Below are 23,109 nucleotides of genomic sequence, written 5' to 3' on the forward strand. Positions count from 1 at the left end.
AACGCTTCTTCCGGGGTGCTCGCCACAGCACCGGGCAACACCGGCACACCATGGGCGGCGAAGAGATCCTTCGCCTGATACTCGTAGAGGTCCACTACTCCAGTCTCCTGACGACACACGCCACTGTGGTTTTGATGTGGTTTTTGACAAACCGTGCTGCCGGACGAGACGACCCTAGCGATTTGCCCGCAGACAGATGCCGCCGCACCTGGTGAACTCGGTCACCGGCAAGGCCCTGACCTGGGACCTGTGGCGCATATCGCGTTGTCCTTCACCCATTGAGTGACATCTGTATCGATTGTGAAAACGGCCACCGGGACATCGGGTATGGCCGGTGTGACGTCCGCCTCCAGTTGGGTATTCCACTCCGGTCCGCAGGCAATGGCCAACAGGTCAGGATCTTCCTGTTCAACGGTCGCCACGACCTCGCTCGGGGCACGGAGTATCCCCGCATGGACGACCTCCGCACCCGCGTCTCGCAGAGCGCGGGCGAGTGGCAGAACAGTGCTGCAGGAACCGCCGAGTTCGGCAAGCACAACCCGAGCCACCCGCCGGCGGCCGGTCACCCGCGGCTCCGCCGGTGGTCCGCGAGTGCGATCCCGGCTGCGCTCGCCAAGGCGACGATCCCGGCGACGGAGAACCAGAGCCCGATGCCGGCGGACGCCCCGTCGATGTCACCCGCGCTGAGCGGCAACGCAGCCGCATGCAGGGCGAGCAGGCACACCGCCCCGGCCAGAACGCCGGCCGCGGGCAAGGGACGACTGCGCGGCGCGAGGGCCACGGCGCCGAGCAGGGTGAGCAGCGCGGCGAGCAACCCCCACGAGGGTGTCCCGAAGTCCGACCACAGCCCCGCGGGGACATAGTCCGGTGCCTCGACCACCGGCGTGCCGAATGCCGCGATGGCGAGCACGGCACCGGCCGTCAGCGGCACGACCAGTTGCAACCCGGGCAAGGCGGCACCCGCGGCGTCGATGTCGCCGATGTCGTCGGCGTCCTCCCGTTCCACGATGCCCACAACGACGGAGCAGCACGCTGTCACCACCGCACCGCACATGGCGAGCCATGTCCACAGCACGCCAGGCCCGGCCGAGACGGCGCCGGTGACGCCGGTCGCGGTGATCGCCGTATCGAGCACCGCGGCGCCTGCCAACAGCACACCGGCCCAGGCAATGGAGAGCACCGGCCGGAGCACGGCGGCGGCCGGGGGCACGAACGTGGCCAGCCCCAGGAAGCCGACGAGCAGGCCGGCCACGAGCAACACCCAGCGCGCGGGGCTTTCCGGTGCGGGCAACGAGCCCGCGACCGTCAGCTGCGGTGTCACCGAGCCGAGCACCGCGGCCGCGGCGGTGAGCACAGCGAGCAGCCCGGTGGCAACCAGCAGGCGGCGGCGCCCCGGGACACTGACCTCGCCTGCTTCGTGAGCGGTCGGCTCATCGGGCGCCTCAGCGGCCGGTCGCGTGCTCACGACTGCCACGAGCCCGGCAACGCCGGCGAGCGCCACGATCGGTCCGGCCGTGACGCTCAGCCCGTCCACGGTCATTCCCGCGATCAGCCCCGGCAACGCGAGCGCGAGCGCGGCGGCAGCCAGCCCGGCCAACCCGCCCCGGGCGAACTCGCCGTTGCCGGATGTCACCACGAGCGCCGCGGCCAGCGGCAGGGCGCACCCGATGAGGAGGTAGCCGGTGAGCGCGACGGCGGGGCCTTCGAACGCGTTGCGTGCCAGCAGGTACACGTCGGCGGAGCTGAACGGTGCCATAAGGACGCCGATCGCGGCTATCCCGGCGGCGACCACCACGACCAGCAGCCAGCGCTGCCGCCACCGCACCGCGCCATCCTCTTCGCTGTCATCCCGGTCCTCGGCGAGCCGGTAGGCACGTACCGCCAGCGCGCCTGCGACCAGGGCAGCCACCTGTCCACCGAGCAAGAACCACAGCCCGGACGCGGCCGAGTGCTCCAGCAAGTCGGCAGGCAGGTACAGCTCCGGTCGCACGGCGACCGACGGATCGGCGGCGAACTGCAGGTCGAGCACTGCTCGGCCAGGAGCCAGCGCTGCAGCACCCGCGAGTACGCCCGCGGCGGATGCGTGCCTGCCGCGCGCGGCAGCGGCTGCGGCGAGCACGACAGGCAGCAGCGCCAGCACGATCAATAGGGGCGCGCTGCCGAAGCCGCGTGCCGCTCCTTCGACGACTGGCACGACAGCGCCGGCGGCGAGCAGCACAGCAGCCAGTCCGGCGGCGGCAAGGGCTGCCAGCAGGACCGCGGGTTGCTGTTGTGCCCTGACCAGGACGCGCGTACTCAACGCCACCTGCCCAGGAACACACCCTGCGGGCGGGCGGGACGAGTCATCAACTCACCTCAGAACGGGATCGCGGTGCGGCTCTGGCGGCTGTTGTCCATGCCGACGCTAGCAACGGCGGAGGCAGCCAAAACAACTTGACCCAGTTCTCCGAACCGCTCCCGATTCATCCCGCGGTTGCACAAATGTAATGCAAGTCACATGGATGGAGTAATCCCCCTTCTACCTTGTGTCATTCGGTCACTCACGCGCCGATACGACTGCTCGATTCGGTCGACACGGAGCGCGGATCTTGCTCGACCGTGGACCACTTCGTTACTGTCCCGCAGTCCCCATTACGGTCAGGTCACGACAGGCACGGTGGGCAGGTCTCAGCCGGAGACCGGCACACCATCGAGCGGTTACCCCCGAAACCGCTCGCCGGGATCCCCCGCCCGGTGTCCAGCGATCTGGCTCCCCGAGTAACGGAAGGCCCCGTCTTGGCTCGACACCGCTCCCCCGGCGGCCAAGCTCCTTCCCGGGCACTTGAAGACGCACTGGATGGTGCGGTCGTTCGTGTCCGGGGGTCTCATAGGCTTCCCGCGCCCTCGTCGGCCCTGCGCGGCCGCGTTGTGGTCGCCGCGGTCGCCGCTGGCGCATTCGCCGCTGCCGCTGCCGGTCAAACACTTCAGGCCGCCTCTGCTTCTCCGGAATCGAACACCGATGTGACGCCGCTGGCGAGCACTCGTGACGCCACTGCGTCGTTCGGAATGGGCGGCAGCGCACCCGTCGCCGCGCCGGAACTCCTCCAGGTGACACAGACGACCGACGCCTCTGCCGAGGTCCAGAAGCTCACCGACAGTGCTGAGGTGACCAACGCCCGGCTCGAGCGCGAAGCCGAGGAAGCCCGCCTAGCCGCTGAAGAGGCAGCCCGCCCCAAGACGGTGCTGCCCGCGCAGGGCGTCTTCACCTCGGGCTTCGGCGCACGGTGGGGCACGACTCACTACGGCATCGACATCGCGAACAGCATCGGCACGCCGATCGTCTCGGCCGGTGACGGCACAGTGATCGAAGCGGGCCCTGCCAGCGGGTTCGGGCTGTGGGTACGGATCCAGCTGGACGACGGCACGGTCCATGTCTACGGCCACATCAACAGCTACTCGGTGAGCGTCGGTCAGCGCGTCAAGGCAGGCGAGCAGATCGCCGAGATGGGCAACCGCGGCCAGTCGACTGGGCCCCACCTCCACTTCGAGGTGTGGACCTCCGGCGGACAGAAGATCGACCCGCGCCAGTGGCTCGCCGAGCACGGCGTCGCGGCCTGATCCCGGCTCAGCAACGGTCCCGGCCCCGAGCCGGACGCAACCGTCGCGGCCATTGATCCTCTGGTAGCCGGCGTAGGAAGTACCCGACGGCGACCTGCCACACCGTGCACAGCCGGCCCCCGTGCCGTCGGCCGCACGCCAGGCATCCCCGGCGCCCTGTGCGCTCATGCTGGCGCAGCAGGACGTGCCAGGCGGCGACGAGCCTGCCGACATCTGGTGCCAGCGCGCCGCCCTCCGCCACCGCGCGCGCCGCAACCTCGTCCAGAGAGCGGAGAACGCCCTCACTGACGAGTTGAAACCATCGCTCCACACCGGCTACCCCCAGTTCTGGGCCATCGACATCGCCCAGCTCTCGAACTTATGTTCGAGAAGAAGGTTAGCGCGGGGGTACGACAGTTTTCCGCCTGCCGCACGAGTTCACCCAGAAGGGGGAACGGTCGACCAGCGCCCTCAGAGCTTCACCATCGGCACACTGCCGATGAGCATCAGTCGCACCGTTCCCGATGCGCCGAAATCGATGGTCGCCGTCGCCCGTGGACCTGAGCCGTCCGTGGAGACGACGGTGCCGAGCCCGTACTTGTCGTGGCTCACCCGATCACCCACATCGAGTTTGAGCGCGACCGTGTCCTTCCAGACCTTGAACGTGGTCGTGCGCATGCCGCGAGAGGCGAGACCGGCCTGAGCCGAGTCGTCACCGAAGCCGCTCCTGCGGCCCCAGGTCGTGGCGGCGCGCGGCGAACCGCCCGTGCCGGAGCCGCTCGCGGGCGCCAGCCGACGCCAGTCGATGAGCTCGGCAGGAATCTCGTCGAGGAACCGGGACGCCGGGTTGGCCATCGGCTGGCCCCAGGCCGAGCGGATCAGCGCACGGGACGCGTACAGCCGCTGCCGCGCCCGTGTGATCGCCACGTACGCCAGCCTGCGTTCCTCGGCCAGCTCCGCGGGCTCACCGAGTGCGCGCATGTGCGGGAAGACGCCGTCCTCCCACCCGGTACAGAACACCACCGGGTATTCGAGGCCCTTCGCCGTGTGCACGGTCATCAGGGTGACCACGCCGGAGTCCTCACCGCCTTCACCGTCCGGGGTCGGAATGGAGTCGGCGTCGGCGACGAGGGAGACACGCTCCAGGAAGGCCGGCAGCGAGCCGGGTTCCGGAACGCCGGCGGCGTCGTCCACCTCCTGCTCCGCCTCGGCTTCCGGGCCGAGCACGGTGTCGGCGAACTCGGTGAACTCCCGCGCCACGGTGACCAGCTCGTCGAGGTTCTCCAGCCGGGAGGCGTCCTGCGGATCGTCCGACTCCTCCAGCTCCGCGCGGTACCCCGTGCGCTCGAGGACGGCCTCCAGCACGTCGGCGACCTCCACACCGGATTCGACCAGCTCGTGCAGACCGTCGAGCAACTCGACGAAGGAGGCGATCGCCTTTTGCGAGCGTGGGTTCAGCAGCGGAACCCGGTCCGCGACGGCGTCCCGCAGCGCCGCCGCGAACGACACGCGTTCCCGCTCGGCATGTGTCGCGACGACGGCCTCCGCCCGATCCCCGATCCCCCGCTTCGGCACGTTGAGGATGCGCCGCAGGCTGACGGTGTCCTCGGGATTGGCCAGCACACGCAGGTAGGCCAGTGCATCGCGGACCTCGCGCCGCTCGTAGAACCGCACACCGCCGACCACGCGGTACGGCAGCCCCAGCCGGATGAAGATCTCCTCGAAGACACGCGACTGGTTGTTCGTCCGGTAGAAGACCGCGACGTCGGAGTACTTGGCCTCGCCCTGGTCGGCGAGGGCGTCGATCTCGCCCGCGACGAACGCCGCCTCGTCGTGCTCGTTGTCGGCGACGTAGCCGACGATCTTCTCCCCGTCGCCCGAGGACGTCCACAGCCGCTTGTCGCGCCGGTTCGGGTTGCGGGCGATGACCGCGTTCGCCGCGGACAGGATGGTCTGGGTCGACCGGTAGTTCTGCTCGAGCAGGATCGTGCGCGCGTTGGCGAAGTCGCGTTCGAACTCCTCGATGTTGCGGATCGTGGCACCGCGGAAGGCGTAGATCGACTGGTCGGCATCGCCGACGACGCACAGCTCGGACGGCTCGACTCCGGATTCGGTCGGCTCCGTGCCCACGAGCTCCCGCACCAGCGTGTACTGGGCGTGGTTGGTGTCCTGGTACTCATCGACGAGCACGTGCCGGAACCGGCGCCGGTAGTGCTCGGCCACATCGGGGAACGCCTGCAGCAGCTCGACCGAGCGCATGATCAGGTCGTCGAAGTCCATCGCGTTGGCCTGACTGAGCCTGCGCTGGTACTCGCCGTAAGCCTCGGCCGCCCTGCGCTCGAAGTCGTTGCCGGCCCGCGCTACCGCCGCGTCGGCGTCGAGCAGTTCGTTCTTCAGGTTCGAGATGTGCCCGGCCAGCGTACGTGCCGGGTACCGCTTCGGGTCCAGATCCAGATCGCGGGCCACCAGCGTCATCAACCGCCGCGAGTCGTCGGCGTCGTAGATGGAGAAGTTCGACGACATCTCGAGCGTCTTCGCCTCGCGGCGCAGCAGGCGCACGCACATCGAGTGGAACGTCGAGACCCACATCGCGTTGGCCCTGCGGCCCACGAGCTCCGCGACCCGCTCCCGCATCTCCGCGGCGGCCTTGTTCGTGAAGGTGATCGCCATGATCTGGCCCGGGTGCGCGCCGCGCGCCGCGAGGAGGTAGGCGACCCGCCTGGTCAGCACCCGCGTCTTGCCCGATCCGGCGCCTGCGACCACGAGCAGCGGTGCGCCGCTGTGCTCCACCGCCGCACGTTGCGCAGGATTGAGATCGTCGAGCAAGTCCGCGTGCCTGCCCGGGTTCAGGGGGAGATCGAAGAGGGTGCTCATTGTGACTTCACGCTACCTGGGACCCCCGACGCTGCGGCGTGTGCCATACTCGCGCCATGCGGTACTACGCGTTTCGATTTTTTTACGGGATCCGGACTCCGGCTCCCGTGATCGCATAGTGCCCACCTGCCATCACACTAAGCCCCGGAGTCCACGGACCCGGGGCTTTTGTCGGCTCGGGGCCCGGATGCGATCCGGAAAAGACCGGAGGACGAGATGAACGCACAGGCTCACGACGCCGACGAGACCGCAACCACCGACATCGACGAGCTGCGCAAGGAAATCGACTGGCTCGACGCCGAGATCCTGCGGCTGGTCAAACGTCGGGCCGAGGTGTCGAAGACCATTGGAGCGGCACGGATGGCGGCCGGTGGCCCGCGCATCGTCTACAACCGCGAGATGGACGTGCTCGCCCGATACCGCGAGCTCGGCCCGGAAGGCAGGCAGCTCGCCATGGCGCTGCTGAACCTGGGCCGCGGCAGGCTCGGCCGCTGACGGAATTTCAGGGTGCTCCCCGAGCCGGGTCGGTCCGGCACTCGGGCACACTGGAGGCATGGACACGATCGTTCACCTGGTCGCTTTCATCATCGCGCTCGCCAGCGTGCTCGCGGCCCTGGGGCATGCCGGCTATCTGGCCCTCCTGAACAACGCGGCGAACAAGCGGGCGGGCGGCGGCCCCATCGCGGAGTACGTCCGCTCCAGGTGGGCGATTGCCGGTGGTACCACGGCTGTCTCGCTGTTCGCGTTGCTGCTCACCGCAGGTGGCCCCGCACTCGACGTCATCGCGATCATCCTGGCTGTCGGTAGCGGCGCGACGGCGACGAAGGCACTGCAGTCGACGCAGGCGAAGTACCGCGGCGGCGCCCGGTAGCACACGTGCGCGGGCAGACGCGGGTGCGCCCAGAGGGGTGATATCCGCGGGTGGTTGGCGCCCTGGAGCACCGCAAGGGCGGAAAGGCTCTTAGTCTGGGCGGCGTGAGGGGTCTCGCGGGTGATCTGTGCGCTACCACGGGTGGCGCACGTGCAGAGTGCCGTGCAGATGCTCGTGACACCACTGCTCCGTTTGGTTTAACCGGCTGGGAAACGCCGTCAGGTGGCGGGTGGAGAAGGGTCCACCAGGCATGAACGGCATGGCCGATCCGACCGACCACCGCTTCGCTACGCCCGACCTTCCCGAGCGTCAGGGCAGGCACCGGCACGCGCCGGGTGCCGGGACCTGGACGCCCGCGGTCACCACGGCGCCCCGGCGCCGCAGGCGGGCGACACCCGATGCGACAGTCACCGGTTCCCTGCCGTTGCCACCGACCCGCCGTCCCGCGGGGCCACCCCCCGCACCCGACTTCGTCGCCGCCCGCGGTGAGCTGCCCATTCCCTCGCCCGCACCGGGCGAGGCGGAGGAGCCCACCGTCCGGCGAAAGAAGATCACACTCACCAGGCCGGACCGGACGCCCCGACAGGACGACGACGAGGCACGCGTCTACGTGGCGCCACCGCCGGACGGCCTCGGCACGTTCGACCTCGGCTCGGTACCCGCGTCGGTGACGCCACCGCGGAGCTGGCGCAAGGCCGCCTGGTTCGCCAGCATCTCCTCTGGCGGCGTCGTGGTCGCGCTGCTGGTCGCCGGAACCCTTCTCGTCGGCCAGCCCCCGCCCGACCGGCGCGTCGCCGAAGGCTGGCCCGACCGCCACGGCGGGGTCGCGCCACTACTCCCGCACGAGGGCTACGCCGACAACGAGACCGGCTACCTCACCGAGGACAGCGCGCCGACATCAACGACCGCCCCCACCACAACGGAGACAACCGGCTCCAGCACGGACAACCAGGCAGAGCTGCGCTCACCGTCGACGTCGGCCGCGCGGTCTTCGGTGTCCCAGACCAGCGACGCGCCCTCGTCCACGCCGCCGACCTCGTCGGCGCCACCGCTGCAGAAGCCACCGGTCACCCGCGCCCCCACCACGAAGGCCCAGACGCGGTACGTGCCCTTCGAGCCCTACGACGCCGACACGATGGGCGAGCGGTCCCAGGACTATCTCGACCTGGTCACCGAGGACGCCGACTCAGCCCACGAGCTGACCACTGGGCAGTTGGCCTCGGAGGGCGCCGAGGGGTTGCGCGAGAAGTACGCCGACGTCGCCTACTTCGTCGTCAAGCACATCTACGTAGACCAGAACGACGGTTACACCGTTAACACGGTCGAGGTAACTCATACCGACGGAACCACGACCGAGGAAACACGCAAACTCGTCTTCACCAACGACTCCAAGATCGCCGACGACGGGCAGTAGCGGTTCCGTACCGCCACTGGCAAACAGGCGATTCATCGGCAAATGCACAGGTAATCCGCACATTCTGTTGCACGTGCAGTGCGGTGAACGGTCATCGATTGGTCTAGTCGGGTGACATCGAATGCCGTTCGTCGTGCCTGCACGACTGCCCACCGATCGAACCTGGTGGTTGAGAGCGCGGGACGGTTACCTGTTGCCAGGGGTCCGAAGACGAAGTCCACAAGACGAAACAGACGAGGGCCAGCAGTGCACGACCGGCGCCACGCATCCGAGCCGACCATCGCGGTCGAGGACGTCCTCAGCGACGACATCCTCGCCGACGAACTGGTCGATGACGAGTACCTGCGTGAGGTCTTCCGCGAGCCACGCAGGTACCTGCCTCCACCCGGCGTTCGTCCGACGCGCAAGGAACCAGAGGCGCCACGGGAGCCGGAGCACCCACTCGCCCGGCGGGCGAAACTGGCCGCGCTGCTCCTCGCGACGGCGTTGCTGGCGGCATCCCTCATCGTCGCCGCATCTCGCGCCGGACGGGCCGAGCAGCCCGAGGACACCGAATCCGCCGGATCGCTGGAAATCATCGAGACGCCCGGCGGCTTCGCGCTGGACACATCGCCGATGTGAAGCCACTCGCGGCGCAACCTCAGTGACCGCGACCGCGTCTATCACCCCGAGAGCACGGCACAGTCCCCCACAGTGCCGCCTGTATGTGCACAGAGTGAGCGGCCTACTCTGTTACGAGTCGGTCTCGGTGAAACCGGCAAACAACTCGTCGGGTTGTGCCCGTGCTCCATACCAACTGACGGAGCCCTGAAGGAGGTCGCGTGAGCGACGACGGTCGCCTGGTCGCCGGCCGCTACCGCATCATCAAGCGGATCGGCACCGGTGCCATGGGTGCCGTCTGGCAGGCCCAGGACGAGGTACTGGCCCGGACGGTGGCGATCAAGCAGCTTCTCCTGCAGCCGGGCCTGGACGGGAACGAGGCCGAGGATGCGCGCGCCCGCACCATGCGTGAGGGCAGGATCGCCGCCCGGCTTCACCACCCGAACGCCATCACCGTGTTCGACGTCGTGACCGACGCCAACGGCCAGCCCTGCCTGATCATGGAGTACTTAGCCTCCAGCAGCCTCGCGCAGGAGCTCCAGCAGCGGAAGACGCTCCCGCCGCTGGATGTCGCCCGGATAGGCGCGCAGGTCGCGGCGGCGCTGAAGGAAGCACACGCCGTCGGCATCGTCCACCGGGACATCAAGCCAGGCAACATCCTGCTGGCCGACAACGGCCTCGTGAAGATCACCGACTTCGGCATCTCGCGCGCCAAGGACGACGTCACGGTCACCAAGACCGGCATGATCGCCGGGACCCCGGCCTACCTGGCGCCCGAGGTCGCCATCGGCGGCGATCCCGGACCGGAGTCGGACGTCTTCTCCCTCGGTTCGACGCTCTACGCCGCCACCGAGGGCCAGCCACCATTCGGGCTCAGCGAGAACACGCTGAGCCTGTTGCATGCCGTTGCCGCCGGGCAGATCAACCCGCCCCGCCAGTCCGGGCCGCTCACCAGCGTGCTCGCCGTCATGCTGCACCCCGACACCCGGCACCGCCCGACCGCCGAGGAGTGCGAGGAGTTACTCGCCGCCGTCGCGCGCGGTGAGACGCCGCTCGGTGGCGCCGCCCCCGACGAGGCCGCCACCACCGTGCAGCCGGCGATCGGCACCGGCACCGCGGTCCTCGGAGCGGCAGGCGTGGGTGCCGCACTCGGCGCCGCGGCTGCGGACGACGACCTGCCGGTGGGCCATTCGGGCACGCTGGGCGAGGACCTCGGCGGCTACTACGACGAACCGGACGACCGGTATGCACCGGCGAGCGGCTACCCCGACCAGGACTACGACCACTACGGCGCGTCGGCCGGGCCGGAGGCCACGCGAGCCGTGCCGGCCGGGGCTGCGTACGACGACTATGACGACTACGACGGGTACGACGCCCGCGATGAGGGTCCGCCCGCCGAGGAGGAGCCGCAACAGAGGCAGTGGAAGGTGCCCGCGATCGTGGGCAGCGTGGTGGTGCTGGGGATGGCGGCGTTCGCCGTCTGGCTGTTCGGAGGCAACGGCGGCACCGATGCCGAGCAGCCGCCACCGCAGCGTCCGATAGCGAGCACGTCCAGCCAACCGCCGACGACCACGATGACCACGACGACTCTGCCGCCCACCACGCAGGAGTCGAGTACAGCGGTCCAGACCCAGCCGACCCAGAGCCAACCCGAGTACATCCCGCCGGCACCGCCGCCGTCGTCGGAGACGGAGTATCCGGAGCAGACGCGCAGCTCGGAACCGCCGTCGTCGGAGCCCACGACTACCGAGCCGACATCGGACCCGCCGACGAGCGAGACGACACAGGATCCGCCGACGACCGAGACCTCGACGTCGGGCCCGGCGACCTAGTCCGGGCAGGGCAAGCCGCTTCACAACACTCTCCAGACCATTGATGCCCGTTTGACTAAAGGTGGGGTACAAGGGGCAGCGTGATGGACACTGAAGGTGCTCTCGTCGGTGAACGGTACCGGCTGGACCAGCCGATCGGTCGCGGTCGAGCCGGGATCGTCTGGCTCGCCTTCGACACGATGCTGCACCGGACCGTGGCCGCCAAACGCTTGTACATCCAGCGGGATCTGGCCGCCGAACAGGCGGAGCAGGCCAGGGAGACCGCGCTGCGCGAAGGCAGGCAGGCGACCCGGGTGCTGCACCCCAACGCCATCACCGTCTACGACGTCATCCGGGACGCCGACGACATCTGGCTGATCATGGAGTACGTGCCGTGCCGGAGCATGGCCGACTTCCTCAACGAGTACGGCCAGCTGACGCCCGAGCAGGCCGCCTACCTGGGTACCCAGCTCGGCTCCGCGCTGGCCACCGCCCATGCCATCGGCCTGGCGCACCGGGCCGTGCAGCCCGGCAACGTACTGCTCGCCGACGACGGCGGGGTCAAGATCACCGACATCGGTATCGCTGATCCCGCACCTGATCCGGCCTACCGTGCACCAGAGGTCGCCAAGGGAGAGCCGGCGACGACGGCTGCCGACGCCTACTCGCTCGGCGCGACACTGTTCGCGTCGGTCGAGGGCGTTCCGCCCTTCGGACCGGACGGCTCGGACGAGCCAGCGGTGCCGCAGCGAACCGGGCCGCTGACCGGCGCGCTGCTCAAGATGCTGCGCACCGATCCGGACCTGCGCCCGACGATGACGGACACCGTCGGGGCGCTGAAAGCCATCGCCCGCGGTCAGGAAACCGGATTCGTCCCGCCGACCGCACCAGCCATGCCGACCGTGCCCGTGTTGCCCCGGCCACCGCGCGTCGAGCCGGCTGCCCCGCCCCGGCAGGCACCGACAGCAGGGACGTGGCGGTGGGCGCTGATCGTCCTCGCCATCGTCGTCGTAGTCCTTGTCATCGTCATCGTGAGTTGAGCGCGTCGAGCAGGGTGCGCACGGCGGGGTTGTCCCTTGCGTGCGCGGCGACCGCGGCGTAAAGAACCCGCAGCGGTGTGGGGTTGCGGACCCTGCGGACGACAACGCCCGGGTGCGGAGAGTTCAGCGCGAGCTCCGGCAGCAGCGAGACACCGAGACCGGCAGCCACGAAGCCCTGCGCGGTCTGGAAATCCTCCGACTCGACAACGAAGTTCGGCGCGAACCCGGCCGCACCACACGCCTGCAACACGATCTCCTGGCAGGGGCCGGGTGGCCACTCGTTGCCGACCCATTGCTCGTCGGCCAGATCGGCCAGGCCCAGCACCCGTTTGCGGGCCAGTGGATGCCCCTTGGGCAGAACCGCGCGATACGGATCGTCGAGCAGGTGCACCAGCTCCACGCCCTTCGCCGGCGGCGTGGCACGCGGAAACACCACGATGGCGACATCGGCCGCACCTGATTCAACCTCGGGCAGCGGATCGTCCGGCTCGACCAGCTTGAGATCCACCTGGATGCCGGGCAGCTCGCGGCGGAGTGCGGCCACGGCGGGCGGAACGAGCGCGGCGCCCGCGGTCGCGAAGTACCGGATGGCGATGCGGCCGGTGCGCCCGTCCTTCAGGTCGGCGAGCGCAGCCTCGGCCTTGGCGAGCTGGGTACTCAGCACCTCGGCGTGCTCGGACAGCAGCGAGCCAGCCGCCGTCGGCCGCACCCCGCGCCCCGCGCGCTCCAGCAGCACCACGCCCACCTCACGCTCCAATGTGGACAGCTGTTGGCTGATCGCCGACGGCGTGTAGCCGAGGTTACGGGCGGCCGCGCTGATCGAGCCACTCGTCACCACAGCGCGGAGGACCTGCATTCGCCGTACGTCAAGCACGCCTGCAACCTTACAGTTCTGCTTAAAGCACCTCCAGCAGAATTCGCTTGTCCTAACGCGCCGGCCAGACGAATGTGACAGGTGTGGGAGAATTCAAGACCTTGCTGCGCATGGGCGCACTGGCACTCATGTGGGGCTCCAGCTTCTTCTGGATCAAGCTGGCGTTGAACGCCTTCACCCCGGTTCAGCTGGTACTGGGCAGGGTCGTACTCGGCGCGGCTGTACTGACAGCACTCTGCTTCCTGGCCAAGGACCGGTTGCCAGGATCGCGCCGGATCTGGGGCTACCTCGCCATCGCGGCGCTCTTTCACAACGCGCTGCCGTTCCTGTTGTTCGCGATCGGCGAGCAGACCGTCGACTCCGGTGTCACCGGCGTGCTGAACGCGACGACGCCGCTCTGGGCACTGGCGGTGGCGCTCCTGTGGCGTGTCGAGCGGCGGCTCACTGGCGCCCGCACGGCCGGTCTGATCCTCGGCCTCGCCGGAACGATCTTGATCTTCGCCCCCTGGCAGGCGTCCGGCCTGCTCAGCTGGGGCGCGTTCGGCATACTCGCGGCCGCCGCCAGCTACGGCTTCGTGATCGTCTTCGAAGGCCGGTACCTGTCCGGAACAGGTGCCTCACCACTCGCGCTCGCCGCCGCGCAGATGATGGCCGCGAGCGGTTTCGTGCTGCTCACCTTCCCCATCGGCGGGCTGAGCCCCATCGAGCTCGACGGCACCGCGTTCGTCGCGGTCGCGGTGCTCGGGGTGTTCTCCACCGGAATCGCCTTCGCGCTGAACTACCAGCTGATCGCCACGGAGGGTGCGATCACGGCCGCGTCCGTCGGCTACCTGCTGCCGGTGGTGTCGGTGCTGCTGGGCACGGCGTTTCTCGACGAGCCGCTCAACGTCCGGGTGGTGCTCGGCATGGTCGTCGTGCTCGCGGGCGTGGCACTCACCCGCATGCGGCACAGGAAAGCGGTCACACCAGACGACGGTCCGACGCCCAGCGAGACAGCTCGTACCGGTTCGACAGCTGAGTCTTCCGCAGCACGCTCGACACATGCGTCTCAACCGTCTTGACCGAGATGAACAGCTCCGACGCGATCTCCTTGTAGGCGTAGCCCCGCGCGAGCAGGCGCAACACGTCCCGCTCGCGCGGGGTCAGCAGGTCGAGCTCGGGGTCGCTGATGGGCTCCGAGCCGGGCCGGTCGGCGAAGGCGTCCAGTACGAAACCGGCGAGCCGCGGCGAGAACACGGCGTCGCCGTCCGCGACCCGGACGATCGCTCCCACCAGCTCCTTCGAGGAGATGGTCTTGGTGACGTAGCCGCGGGCCCCGGCGCGGATGACCGCGATGACGTCCTCGGCGGCGTCCGACACCGACAGCGCGAGGAACACCACGTCCGGCAGCTCGGGGCGTAGCCGCCGCAGCACCTCGGCACCGCCGCCGTCCGGCATGTGCACGTCGAGCAGCACCACCTGCGGCCGCATGCGGGCGATACCGGCGACAGCCTCGGCCACTGAACCGGCCTGACCGACCACCCGCACCTCATCGGTGATCGACTCGAGCTCGGTACGCACGCCCGCACGGAACAGTGCGTGGTCGTCGACGAGGAACACCGTCACCGGCCGCCGGGTCTGCTGCTGGTCTGTCACGTTGCCCCCTGGGACGTCTTGGCGCTCACCTTGCGTGGCATCTCCAACTGCACCTCGGTGCCCTCTCCTGGCGCGGTGCGCAGGCGGCAACTGCCACCATTGCGCTCCATCCTGCCTCGGATGGAGTCGGCGAGACCATGCCGGTCATCCGGAACGGTGCCGGGGTCGAAGCCCTTGCCGCGGTCGCGTACGAACACGGTGACCGCTGTGGGCTCCACCTCGGCATACACACTGACCTCGTCGACACCGGCGTGCTTGGCGGCGTTGACGATCGCCTCGCGCGCAGCCTGCACCAGCGCGGTGAGGGGCTCGTCGAGCTCGGCCTCCCCGACGACCACCTGCGGCACCGAGATGGCGAAGGTGTCCTCGACCTCGCCGCACGCGGCGGCGATGGCCTGCGCAAGCGTCTGCGTCGAGTCCACGTCCCGCTGGCTTGCCTTGCCGTAGCCGTTCGAGCCGTACAGCCAGCTGCGCAGTTCCCGTTCCTGCCCGCGGGCGAGCCGGGCGACCTCGCGTGGCGACTCGGACTGCTTCTGAATGAGCGCAAGCGTTTGCAGCACCGAATCGTGCAGGTGGGCGGCGATCTCGGCACGCTCCTCGGTACGGATGCGGGCACGCCGTTCCTCGCCGAGGTCGCGCACCATGCGCAGCCAGAACGGCACGGTCAGCACCGCGACGCCGATCAACGTCGCGAGGACGGCGATCAGCGCGAACTGCACCTGGGCGAGGCTGCTGCCACGCAGCACGATCACGCCGATCCCGGTCATCACCAGTGCGACACCGGCGAGGATGCGGATGGTGGCGGACCAGCCGCCGCCACCGAGCACCACACCGGCAACGCCGGAGCGCGCCCCGGTACGCCAGCGGCGCCGTTGCGACTCGTCGGCCTCCCGCCACACCACCGCGGCACCGAAAAGAGCCACCGCGACCGGCAGCCCGAACCAGCCGTTGAACAGGCCGGTCAGCGCTCCACCCGCGGCGGTGAGGCCGATACCGAGCGCCAGCAGCCCGTAAGCCTGCTGGCGCTCCTTCGGCGACTCCTCGGCGACCTGCGCCTCTGGCGACTGCTGCGGGACGAACACCCACAGCAGTCCGTATGCGACGAGGCCGAGCCCGCCGAATGCGGCAAGGACCGCGAAGGCCGCGCGTACCCACAGCACCTTCACGCCGAGGTGGTCGGCGAGGCCGCCCGCGACGCCGGCGAGCGTGCGAGGTGTGCGGCGCCGGTGCATCTTGTGCGGGCCACCGGACTCCGCGACAACGCCCACGGCAGGCGCGGCGACCTCGGCACGCGCCGGCCCGGCGTGCGGCGTGGCCGCTACGCGGTCCTCGGTGGGCTGCTCCTGCACGTTGTCCATGTTCACAGAGATCGGAGGCGGTTTCATCAGGGAAACCCCTGAACCGGGCCCGCCCGGAGGCGCCCCGCCAAGTTCAGGGGCTTCCCGGATGTGCGCGCCCGTGCCCTGACCGCATGCTCGATGGCATGAGTGGGGCTACGAGCACCTCGAGGCGTATCGACGGCTTCGAAGACACGGTGAAAGACTTCTGGGCCAGCAGGCCGCGGCGGCCACACCAGGGCCGCAAGCTGGCCGGCGTGGCGGCCGGCATCGGCAATCGCTACGGCATCGATCCGGTGGTCGTCCGGGTAATGCTGGTCGCACTGACCATCTTCGGTGGCGTCGGTATCGCCGTGTACCTGCTGGGCTGGCTGTTCTTTCCCGCCGAGGGCGACGAGGTCTCGGCGTTCGAGAACCTCATCGGCAAGGGCCGCAGCTCGGTGTCGAAGGGGTTCGCCGCGGTGCTGTGCCTCGCGCTGATCCCGATCACCGGATGGACCTTCGCAGGGGACTGGTTCGACGGTGGCGGGTTCATCGGCCTTGCGCTGATCATCACCGCGATCTACCTGCTACACCGTGGTCGGGGCCACCTCAACCGTCCCCCCACGACATTCAGCGCGTATACCGCTGCCAGCAGCGCGTCGAACGGGCTCTACGCGCACGCAACGAGCGCCAGCACGGCCGCCGGCTGGGATCCGCTTGGCGCCGCGCCCCTCAACTGGGACCTGCCCGACGCACAGGCGGAGCCGGAGCCACCGGCACCCGAACCCCCACGACGGCGGCGCAAGTCGAAGATCGGTTTCGCGGCGGTCGGAGTGGCGATCGCGGTCGCCGGCGTGGGTACGGCGCTGATCTCCAGCGGTGACCCGTGGTTCACGCCATCGCACGTCATCGGCATGGTGCTGGGCGTGCTCGGTGCCGGGATGGTCGCGGGTGCCTTCCTCGGCGGCGGCCGTGGCCTGATCTGGCTCGCCGTCCCGCTGGCGGCGGCGGGGCTCTTCCTCACCGCGGTGCCCGGCGTCGGGATCGACAACTTCCGTGGCGGCGTCGGCATGCTGGAGGCCCAGCCACGCACAGCGGCCGAGGTCCAGCCACGCTACGAACGAACCGCGGGCGAGATCCGGCTCGATCTCCGGGAGCTGGCGACCTCGGACACCCCTGTCGTGACCACACTGCGCAATGGCGCTGGCAACATCGTCGTCACGGTGCCCGAGACGGCCGATGTGACCTACACCTGCCTGACCCGGGCCGGCAATGTCGACTGCCTCGGCCGCGAGCAGTCCGGACTGGGGATGGGGCCGGTGCACGACGTGGACTTCGGCAGCGATGGCCCCGGTGGCCAGCGCATCACACTGGACATCATGTCGACGGCGGGAAACGTGGAGGTGACCCGTGGCTGAGCAGGAGAACAGGCCCGTGAACAACTGCAGGAACGGCGTGGACGTGTTCACCCTGATCGCCGGGATCGCCACCCTGTGCGTGTCGGGCTACATCCTGGCGGACGGGCCGCAGTGGCTCACCGGCATGGAGCTGCGCTGGCTCCTCGCGGGCGGCGCCGTGCTGGTGGGTGCGCTGATGCTGATCGCATCGGTGCGCGGAGGCCGCAGGAACAACGGCTCCGACAAGCCACCTAGGTGAGCACGTCGGCCACGATGAGCACGATCCCGATGAGGGCGCCGGCGATCACGCCGACGGCGAGGAACCTGTGCCGCTTGACGCGGTCGTCGCGCAGCTCCTGCTCGGTACGGGTCGAGATGAGGTAGTGCCCACCGTTCTCCGGCTTGCCGACTACCAGCGGACCGATCCGGTCGTGGACCTCGCCGAGGATGTAGAGCCGACGGCCCGGCCGGATCGCCCACTCCTTGTAGTCGTAGCCGATCGTGGTGCTGCCACCGCCCACGACGAACTGCGGCAGCTTGAAGCCGAACAGCTCGACGCTGCCACCGCCGCCGTTGTGCGGTTCGAACCGGCTGACCGTCTGCTCAACGGCATCGGGTTTGGTGCCGTTGGGGTCGACGCCGATGGTGCGGCCCTGCTCGTCGATCAGCGCGTAGCCCTCCCACGAGGTGTGCCCTGCGACGTTCTCGGTCCGCTTGACCCGGTGCCGCTTGCCATCGCGGTACTCGACCGTCTCGTAGTGTCGCTTGACCTCGTAGCGGAACCACACGCATTCGGTCTTCGACAGCTCCGCGGTGAGCAGCCCTTCCGGCCGTGGATACGCCGCGCCGACGACCTCGGCGACCTTGCGGAAGGAGCCCTTGGCGCCGAGCTCGTCGGAGATGCCGCGCAGCCGTTCGAGCTCAGGGATCGGCAGGGTCTCGGTGCCGATCATCGCGTGCAGTTCGTTCCTCGTGTGCCGCATGTAGAAGAAACCGGCCACAGCCGCCACACAAAGCAGCGCACCTGCGATCCACATGGTCGGTACTACCCCCAGTTCGCCTAGGCGTTGGTCATTCCCACTCGATCGTGCCCGGTGGCTTGCTCGTGACGTCGAGCACCACCCGGTTCACCTCGGCGACCTCGTTCGTGATCCGCGTCGAGATGCGTTCGAGCACGTCGTAGGGTAGCCGGGTCCAGTCCGCTGTCATGGCATCTTCACTGGAAACGGGTCGCAGTACCACGGGGTGGCCGTACGTGCGGCCGTCGCCCTGGACCCCGACACTGCGCACATCGGCCAGCAGCACCACGGGGCACTGCCAGATGTCGCGGTCGAGGCCCGCGGCCGTGAGCTCCTCGCGGGCGATCGAGTCGGCCGCGCGCAGCGTCTCCAGCCGCTCCGCGGTCACCTCGCCGATGATCCGGATACCCAGCCCGGGTCCGGGGAACGGCTGGCGGTGCACGATGGTCTCGGGCAGGCCGAGCTCCAGCCCCACGCGGCGTACCTCGTCCTTGAACAGCAGCCGCAGCGGCTCGACGAGGCTGAACTGCAGATCGTCGGGCAGCCCGCCGACGTTGTGGTGGCTCTTGATGTTCGAGGCGCCCGCGCCGCCGCCGGATTCGACGACGTCGGGGTACAGCGTGCCCTGGACGAGGAACTCCGCATCGCCCTTGGCCTTGAGGTCACGGGCCACCTGCTCGAAGACCCGGATGAACTCGCGGCCGATGATCTTGCGCTTCTGCTCGGGGTCGGTGACGCCGGCGAGCGCGGTGAGGAAGCGCTCACGCGCGTCCACAGTGACCAGCTTGACGCCCGTCGCGGCAACGAAGTCCCGCTCGACCTGCGCACGCTCGCCGGCACGCAGCAGGCCGTGGTCGACGAAGACGCAGGTGAGGCGATCACCGATCGCCTGCTGCACCAACGCCGCCGCGACGGCGGAGTCGACCCCGCCGGAGAGCCCGCAGATGGCGTGCCCCGCACCGATCTGCGCCCGGATACGGGCAACCTGGTCGTCCACAATAGACGCGGTCGTCCACTGCGGACGGATGCCGGCGACGTCGTGCAGGAAGCGACGGAGAACCTCCTGCCCGTGCGGGGAATGCGCGACCTCGGGGTGGTACTGCACACCGGCGAGCTTGCGATCGACGTCCTCGAACCCGGCGACGGGGGCGCCGTCACTCGAAGCCGTGACCGTGAAGCCTTCCGGTGCCCTGGTGACGCAGTCGCCGTGACTCATCCACACCGGGTGCCGCGCGGGCAGCTCCTCGTGCAGGGCACCGCCGGAGACGCCCAGTTCCGTGCGGCCGAACTCGCGAGTGCCGGTGTGCTCGACCTCACCGCCGAGCGCCTGCGCCATCGCCTGGAAGCCGTAGCAGATACCGAAGACCGGGACGCCGGTGTCGAACAGGGCAGGGTCGACCCGCGGCGCCTCGTCGGCGTACACACTGGACGGGCCGCCGGAGAGGATGATCGCGGCCGGCTTGCGTTCGACCAGATCGGCCACTGCGGTGGTGTGCGGCACGACCTCCGAGTACACCTGCGCCTCGCGGACTCGCCTGGCGATGAGCTGCGCGTACTGGGCGCCGTAGTCCACCACGAGCACGGGACCTTCTGCCACTGCCGGACCTCCTGGCATTCACGAACGGGCGTCTTCATCGTCGCAGGTGAGCTGCCCGGCGCTGAGCGCAGGGCGCCGTTACGGTGACGCACTATGGACGCCATCACCCCGCGACCGAGAGCGACCTGGATCGCAGGCAGGGCCGAGTACGGTGCCCGCACTCGCGCCGTCCGCCATCCTTACGACCGCACCGAGGTCGCCACGGTGGCGGTGCCCGACGAGGACCAGGTGGAACGCGCCGTCGCCGCGGCCACCCGGTGTGCCAACGCGGGCACCGCACAGCAGCGGGCGACGGCGCTCGCGCACACCGCGGGAGAGCTCGCCGCCCGGTCGGCGGAGGTCGCCGAGCTGATCACCGCGGAAAGCGGCAAACCGTTGCGGTGGGCCGAAGTCGAGGTCGAGCAGGCGGTGTCGACCCTGCGCTTCGCGGCACGCGAAATGGAGCGGGCGACGAGCGAAATGCGGTGTGCGGACACAGCCGGTTCGCTGACCAGGCTCGTGCGCAGGGTCCCGCGTGGCCCCGTGCTCGGGCTCCTTCCCGCGCACTCCCCGCTGGGCGCCGCCGTCCACCTCGTCGCGGCCGCGCTGGCCGTCGGCGTTCCGATCGTGCTCGTGCCGCCGCCGGATACGCCGCTGTCGGCATTGCTGCTCGGCGAGCTGCTGGCGGACGCCGAACTGCCCGCCGGCGTGCTGTCCGTGCTGCCACTCGACCAGCCCGAGCCACTCGTCGCAGACCCTCGGCTGTGGGCGGTGCCGTCCCGCGGCGACCACTGCACGGCCGTGGTCCTCGCCGACTGGCCCGACCTCGAGAACGCCGCCCGGCGGATCGCCGTGTCGGCCACGCGCGCGGCCGGGCGGGAACCCGATGCGGTGCGCACGGTGGTGGTGGATGCGGCCGTCGCCGACGACTTCGTCCCGCTGCTCTTGGGCGCACTGCGAGCGCAGCGCACAGGCGACCCGTATGACACGGAGGTCTCGGTGGGCCCGGTACGGGACGAGGACTCGGCCGAGCGGATCAGCGCGTGGCTCGGGGACGCCGTCGCGGGCGGGGCGAGCGTGCTCACCGGCGGCACGCGGGAAGGGACGACCATCCCGCCCACCCTGCTCAGCGGTGCCGATCTCGCCGAAAGGCCACCCGCGCCGGTGCTCACCGTCGCGACCGCCGGCTCCGCCGCCGACGCCTTCGCCGCGGCGGCAGGTACCCGGTCCGGGGTGTTCACCCGCGACCTCACGCTGGCCATGCGTGCCTCCGCCGAGCTGCCCGCGACAGAGGTGGTGATCGGCGACGTACCCGGCTATCGACCCGAATCGTTGCGCCGGACCATCCGGGATCTCACCGAGGAACGCGTCACCCTGCTGCCGGGTTCGCCGTTCTGAGCGCGGCGGGTGCGTGCGCCGGTACCGCCGGACTCCGCGGCGCGATCGGCGCCACGCGCCGGTAGTCATCGCCCTGGGCAGGGCGCGGATCGGCCTCGCCCTTGTTGGGCCAGAGTGAGAACGCACGCTCCGCCTGGGCGGTGATGGTCAGCGAAGGGTTCACCCCGAGGTTGGCCGTGATCGCGGTGCCGTCCACGACGTGCAGGTTCGGGTAGTTGTGGACACGGTGGTAGGGGTCGATCACGCCATCGTCGGGGCTCGTTCCGATGGGCGCGCCCCCGATGAAGTGCGCGGTGAGCGGGACGTCGAAGATCTCGCCCCAGGCGCCGCCTGGCAGACCGCCGATGTGCTCGGCCGTACGCAGGTTCGCCTCGTGACCGGCCGGGATGAACGTCGGGTTCGGCTCGCCATGTCCCTGACGCGAGGTGTAGCGCCTGCGCCCGAACAGACCTCGCCTGGTGTAGGTCGTGATCGAGTTGTCGAGACTCTGCATCACCAGCAGGATCACGGTGCGCTCGCTCCACCGGTACCCGTTGAGCAGCATCGCGGTCCGCAATGGATGGCGCAGCAGGAGGCGCAGCGCCTGCCGCCAGCGCGGTACCTCGGAGGCACCGTCGGTGGCGACGGTCTGCAGCAGGCTCATCGCGTTGCTGCCCTTGCCGTAGCGGACGGGCTCGATGTGGGTGGCCGCATCGGGGTGAATGGAGGACGTGATGGCGACCCCGCGGCTGAAGTCGGCAGCCGGGTCCACAGTGGGCCGTGCCGCACCGATGATCGCCTCGGAATTGGTCCTGGTCAGCTCGCCGAGCCGGGGTGAGAGTCGCGGTAGCGTGCCGCTGTCACGCATGTCGTGCAGCAGCCGCTGCGTGCCCCAGGTACCCGCGGCGAGTACGACGTGGCTCGTGGTGAGGGTGTGGGTGAAGCGCCGTGAGGTGGTCCCGGTCTTGCGGAGATCGACCTCGAAGGCCCCACCGCCGCGCGGGCGCACGGCGGTGGCCGTGGTGAGCGGAAGCACCTTCGCCCCGCCCTGCTCCGCGAGGTACAGGTAGTTCTTGACCAGCGTGTTCTTGGCGCCGACGCGGCAGCCCGTCATGCACGATCCGCATTCGGTGCAGCCGGTGCGCGCCGGCCCCGCGCCGCCGAAGTAGGGGTCGCTGGCGTGCTCCCCGGGTTTGCCGAAGAACACGCCCACCGGGGTCGGGTGGTAGGTCCCGCCAACACCCATGTCGGCGGCGACCTTGCGCATGACCTCGTCGACCGGGGTCACCGACGGGTTGGTGACCACGCCGAGCATGCGGCTGGCCTGGTCGTAGTGCGGCGCGAGCTCGGCCTCCCAGTCGGTGATGTGCGCCCACTGCCTATCGGTGTAGAACGGCTTCAGCGGCCGGTACAGCGTGTTGGCGTACACGAGGGAACCGCCGCCCACGCCGGCACCCGCCAGCACTATGACGTCCTTGAGCAGGTGAATCCGCTGGATGCCGAAGCAGCCGAGCCGTGGCGCCCACAGGTACCGGCGGAGATCCCAGGAGGTACGGGCGAACTCGTCGTCGGCGAACCGGCGCCCGGCCTCGACCACGGCGACCCGGTAGCCCTTCTCGGTCAGCCGCAAGGCCGCGACACTGCCACCGAAGCCGGAACCGACCACGAGCACGTCGTAGTCGGGCGAGCCATCACCACTGATGGTGTTACGCGCAGTCACAGAAAA

Annotated in this window: 19 protein-coding genes; 11 read left to right on the forward strand and 8 right to left on the reverse strand. The window is 69.6% G+C overall.

The window, feature by feature from the left end; translation table 11 throughout:
• Positions 1-562: 562 nt before the first annotated feature.
• Entirely contained in the window at positions 563-2,299 is a 1,737-nt protein-coding gene (locus ABZ863_RS00005) for a hypothetical protein (RefSeq protein ID WP_358528947.1), read from the reverse strand.
• Positions 2,300-2,907: 608 nt separating this feature from the next.
• Here ABZ863_RS00005 and ABZ863_RS00010 point away from each other — a divergent pair.
• The gene (locus tag ABZ863_RS00010) at positions 2,908-3,597 is read left to right on the forward strand and encodes a M23 family metallopeptidase (protein ID WP_358528949.1); all 690 of its coding nucleotides are present in this window, start codon (positions 2,908-2,910) and stop codon (positions 3,595-3,597) included.
• A 450-nt stretch (positions 3,598-4,047) separates the two neighbouring features.
• Here ABZ863_RS00010 and pcrA read toward each other — a convergent pair whose 3' ends face one another.
• Entirely contained in the window at positions 4,048-6,450 is a 2,403-nt protein-coding gene (gene pcrA, locus ABZ863_RS00015) for a DNA helicase PcrA (protein ID WP_358528952.1), read from the reverse strand.
• Positions 6,451-6,666: 216 nt separating this feature from the next.
• On the opposite strand from pcrA, the gene ABZ863_RS00020 reads away from it, so the two are divergent.
• From ABZ863_RS00020 to ABZ863_RS00045, 6 genes are all read left to right on the forward strand, one after another.
• Complete coding sequence (locus ABZ863_RS00020) at positions 6,667-6,945, forward strand: chorismate mutase (protein WP_358528955.1); 279 nt, start codon at positions 6,667-6,669, stop codon at positions 6,943-6,945.
• Positions 6,946-7,003: 58 nt separating this feature from the next.
• Entirely contained in the window at positions 7,004-7,321 is a 318-nt protein-coding gene (locus ABZ863_RS00025) for a hypothetical protein (RefSeq protein WP_358528958.1), read from the forward strand.
• A 250-nt stretch (positions 7,322-7,571) separates the two neighbouring features.
• A complete protein-coding gene (locus ABZ863_RS00030; protein WP_358528961.1) occupies positions 7,572-8,735 on the forward strand; it encodes a hypothetical protein in 1,164 nt (387 codons plus the stop codon).
• Positions 8,736-8,981: 246 nt separating this feature from the next.
• Positions 8,982-9,356: a hypothetical protein gene (locus ABZ863_RS00035; RefSeq protein ID WP_358528963.1), complete on the forward strand. Its 375-nt coding sequence runs from the start codon at positions 8,982-8,984 to the stop codon at positions 9,354-9,356.
• A gap of 200 nt (positions 9,357-9,556) precedes the next feature.
• Positions 9,557-11,167 (forward strand): serine/threonine-protein kinase, encoded by a 1,611-nt coding sequence (locus tag ABZ863_RS00040; RefSeq protein ID WP_358528965.1) that lies wholly within the window; start codon positions 9,557-9,559, stop codon positions 11,165-11,167.
• An 83-nt stretch (positions 11,168-11,250) separates the two neighbouring features.
• Positions 11,251-12,186, forward strand: coding sequence for a serine/threonine-protein kinase (locus tag ABZ863_RS00045; protein WP_358528968.1), 936 nt, complete (start codon positions 11,251-11,253; stop codon positions 12,184-12,186).
• Here the strand turns inward: ABZ863_RS00045 and ABZ863_RS00050 are convergent.
• On the reverse strand, positions 12,173-13,060 hold the full coding sequence (locus ABZ863_RS00050; protein WP_358528971.1) for a LysR family transcriptional regulator: 888 nt from the start codon (positions 13,058-13,060) through the stop codon (positions 12,173-12,175). The two genes, ABZ863_RS00045 and ABZ863_RS00050, sit on opposite strands and share 14 nt — an antisense overlap.
• A gap of 83 nt (positions 13,061-13,143) precedes the next feature.
• Here ABZ863_RS00050 and ABZ863_RS00055 point away from each other — a divergent pair, with 83 nt between their 5' ends.
• Entirely contained in the window at positions 13,144-14,121 is a 978-nt protein-coding gene (locus ABZ863_RS00055; protein ID WP_358528974.1) for a DMT family transporter, read from the forward strand.
• Here the strand turns inward: ABZ863_RS00055 and ABZ863_RS00060 are convergent.
• Positions 14,021-14,695 carry a response regulator transcription factor gene (locus tag ABZ863_RS00060; RefSeq protein WP_358528977.1) on the reverse strand — a complete coding sequence of 225 codons (675 nt, stop codon included), beginning with the start codon at positions 14,693-14,695 and terminating at the stop codon, positions 14,021-14,023. The genes ABZ863_RS00055 and ABZ863_RS00060 overlap by 101 nt on opposite strands.
• Positions 14,692-16,080 carry a PspC domain-containing protein gene (locus ABZ863_RS00065; protein ID WP_358528978.1) on the reverse strand — a complete coding sequence of 463 codons (1,389 nt, stop codon included), beginning with the start codon at positions 16,078-16,080 and terminating at the stop codon, positions 14,692-14,694. Before ABZ863_RS00065 ends, ABZ863_RS00060 begins: the two co-directional genes overlap by 4 nt.
• A gap of 98 nt (positions 16,081-16,178) precedes the next feature.
• On the opposite strand from ABZ863_RS00065, the gene ABZ863_RS00070 reads away from it, so the two are divergent.
• Together ABZ863_RS00070 and ABZ863_RS00075 are read left to right on the forward strand one after the other, a co-directional pair.
• The gene (locus ABZ863_RS00070; RefSeq protein ID WP_358528981.1) at positions 16,179-17,432 is read left to right on the forward strand and encodes a PspC domain-containing protein; all 1,254 of its coding nucleotides are present in this window, start codon (positions 16,179-16,181) and stop codon (positions 17,430-17,432) included.
• Positions 17,433-17,448: 16 nt separating this feature from the next.
• Positions 17,449-17,670: a hypothetical protein gene (locus ABZ863_RS00075; protein ID WP_358528982.1), complete on the forward strand. Its 222-nt coding sequence runs from the start codon at positions 17,449-17,451 to the stop codon at positions 17,668-17,670.
• Here the strand turns inward: ABZ863_RS00075 and ABZ863_RS00080 are convergent.
• Positions 17,663-18,448, reverse strand: coding sequence for an E3 ubiquitin ligase family protein (locus ABZ863_RS00080; RefSeq protein WP_358528985.1), 786 nt, complete (start codon positions 18,446-18,448; stop codon positions 17,663-17,665). The genes ABZ863_RS00075 and ABZ863_RS00080 overlap by 8 nt on opposite strands.
• Positions 18,449-18,482: 34 nt before the next feature.
• Positions 18,483-20,027, reverse strand: a complete 1,545-nt coding sequence (gene guaA, locus ABZ863_RS00085) for a glutamine-hydrolyzing GMP synthase (protein ID WP_358528988.1) — start codon at positions 20,025-20,027, stop codon at positions 18,483-18,485.
• 93 nt (positions 20,028-20,120) lie between these two features.
• Between guaA and ABZ863_RS00090 the strand changes: the two genes are divergently transcribed.
• Positions 20,121-21,404, forward strand: coding sequence for an aldehyde dehydrogenase family protein (locus ABZ863_RS00090; RefSeq protein WP_358528991.1), 1,284 nt, complete (start codon positions 20,121-20,123; stop codon positions 21,402-21,404).
• Here the strand turns inward: ABZ863_RS00090 and ABZ863_RS00095 are convergent.
• Positions 21,376-23,103 carry a GMC family oxidoreductase gene (locus tag ABZ863_RS00095; protein ID WP_358528994.1) on the reverse strand — a complete coding sequence of 576 codons (1,728 nt, stop codon included), beginning with the start codon at positions 23,101-23,103 and terminating at the stop codon, positions 21,376-21,378. The genes ABZ863_RS00090 and ABZ863_RS00095 overlap by 29 nt on opposite strands.
• Positions 23,104-23,109 lie beyond the last annotated feature (6 nt).

This window comes from Saccharomonospora sp. NPDC046836 (genome assembly GCF_040645195.1).
Lineage (GTDB): Bacteria > Actinomycetota > Actinomycetes > Mycobacteriales > Pseudonocardiaceae > Prauserella_A.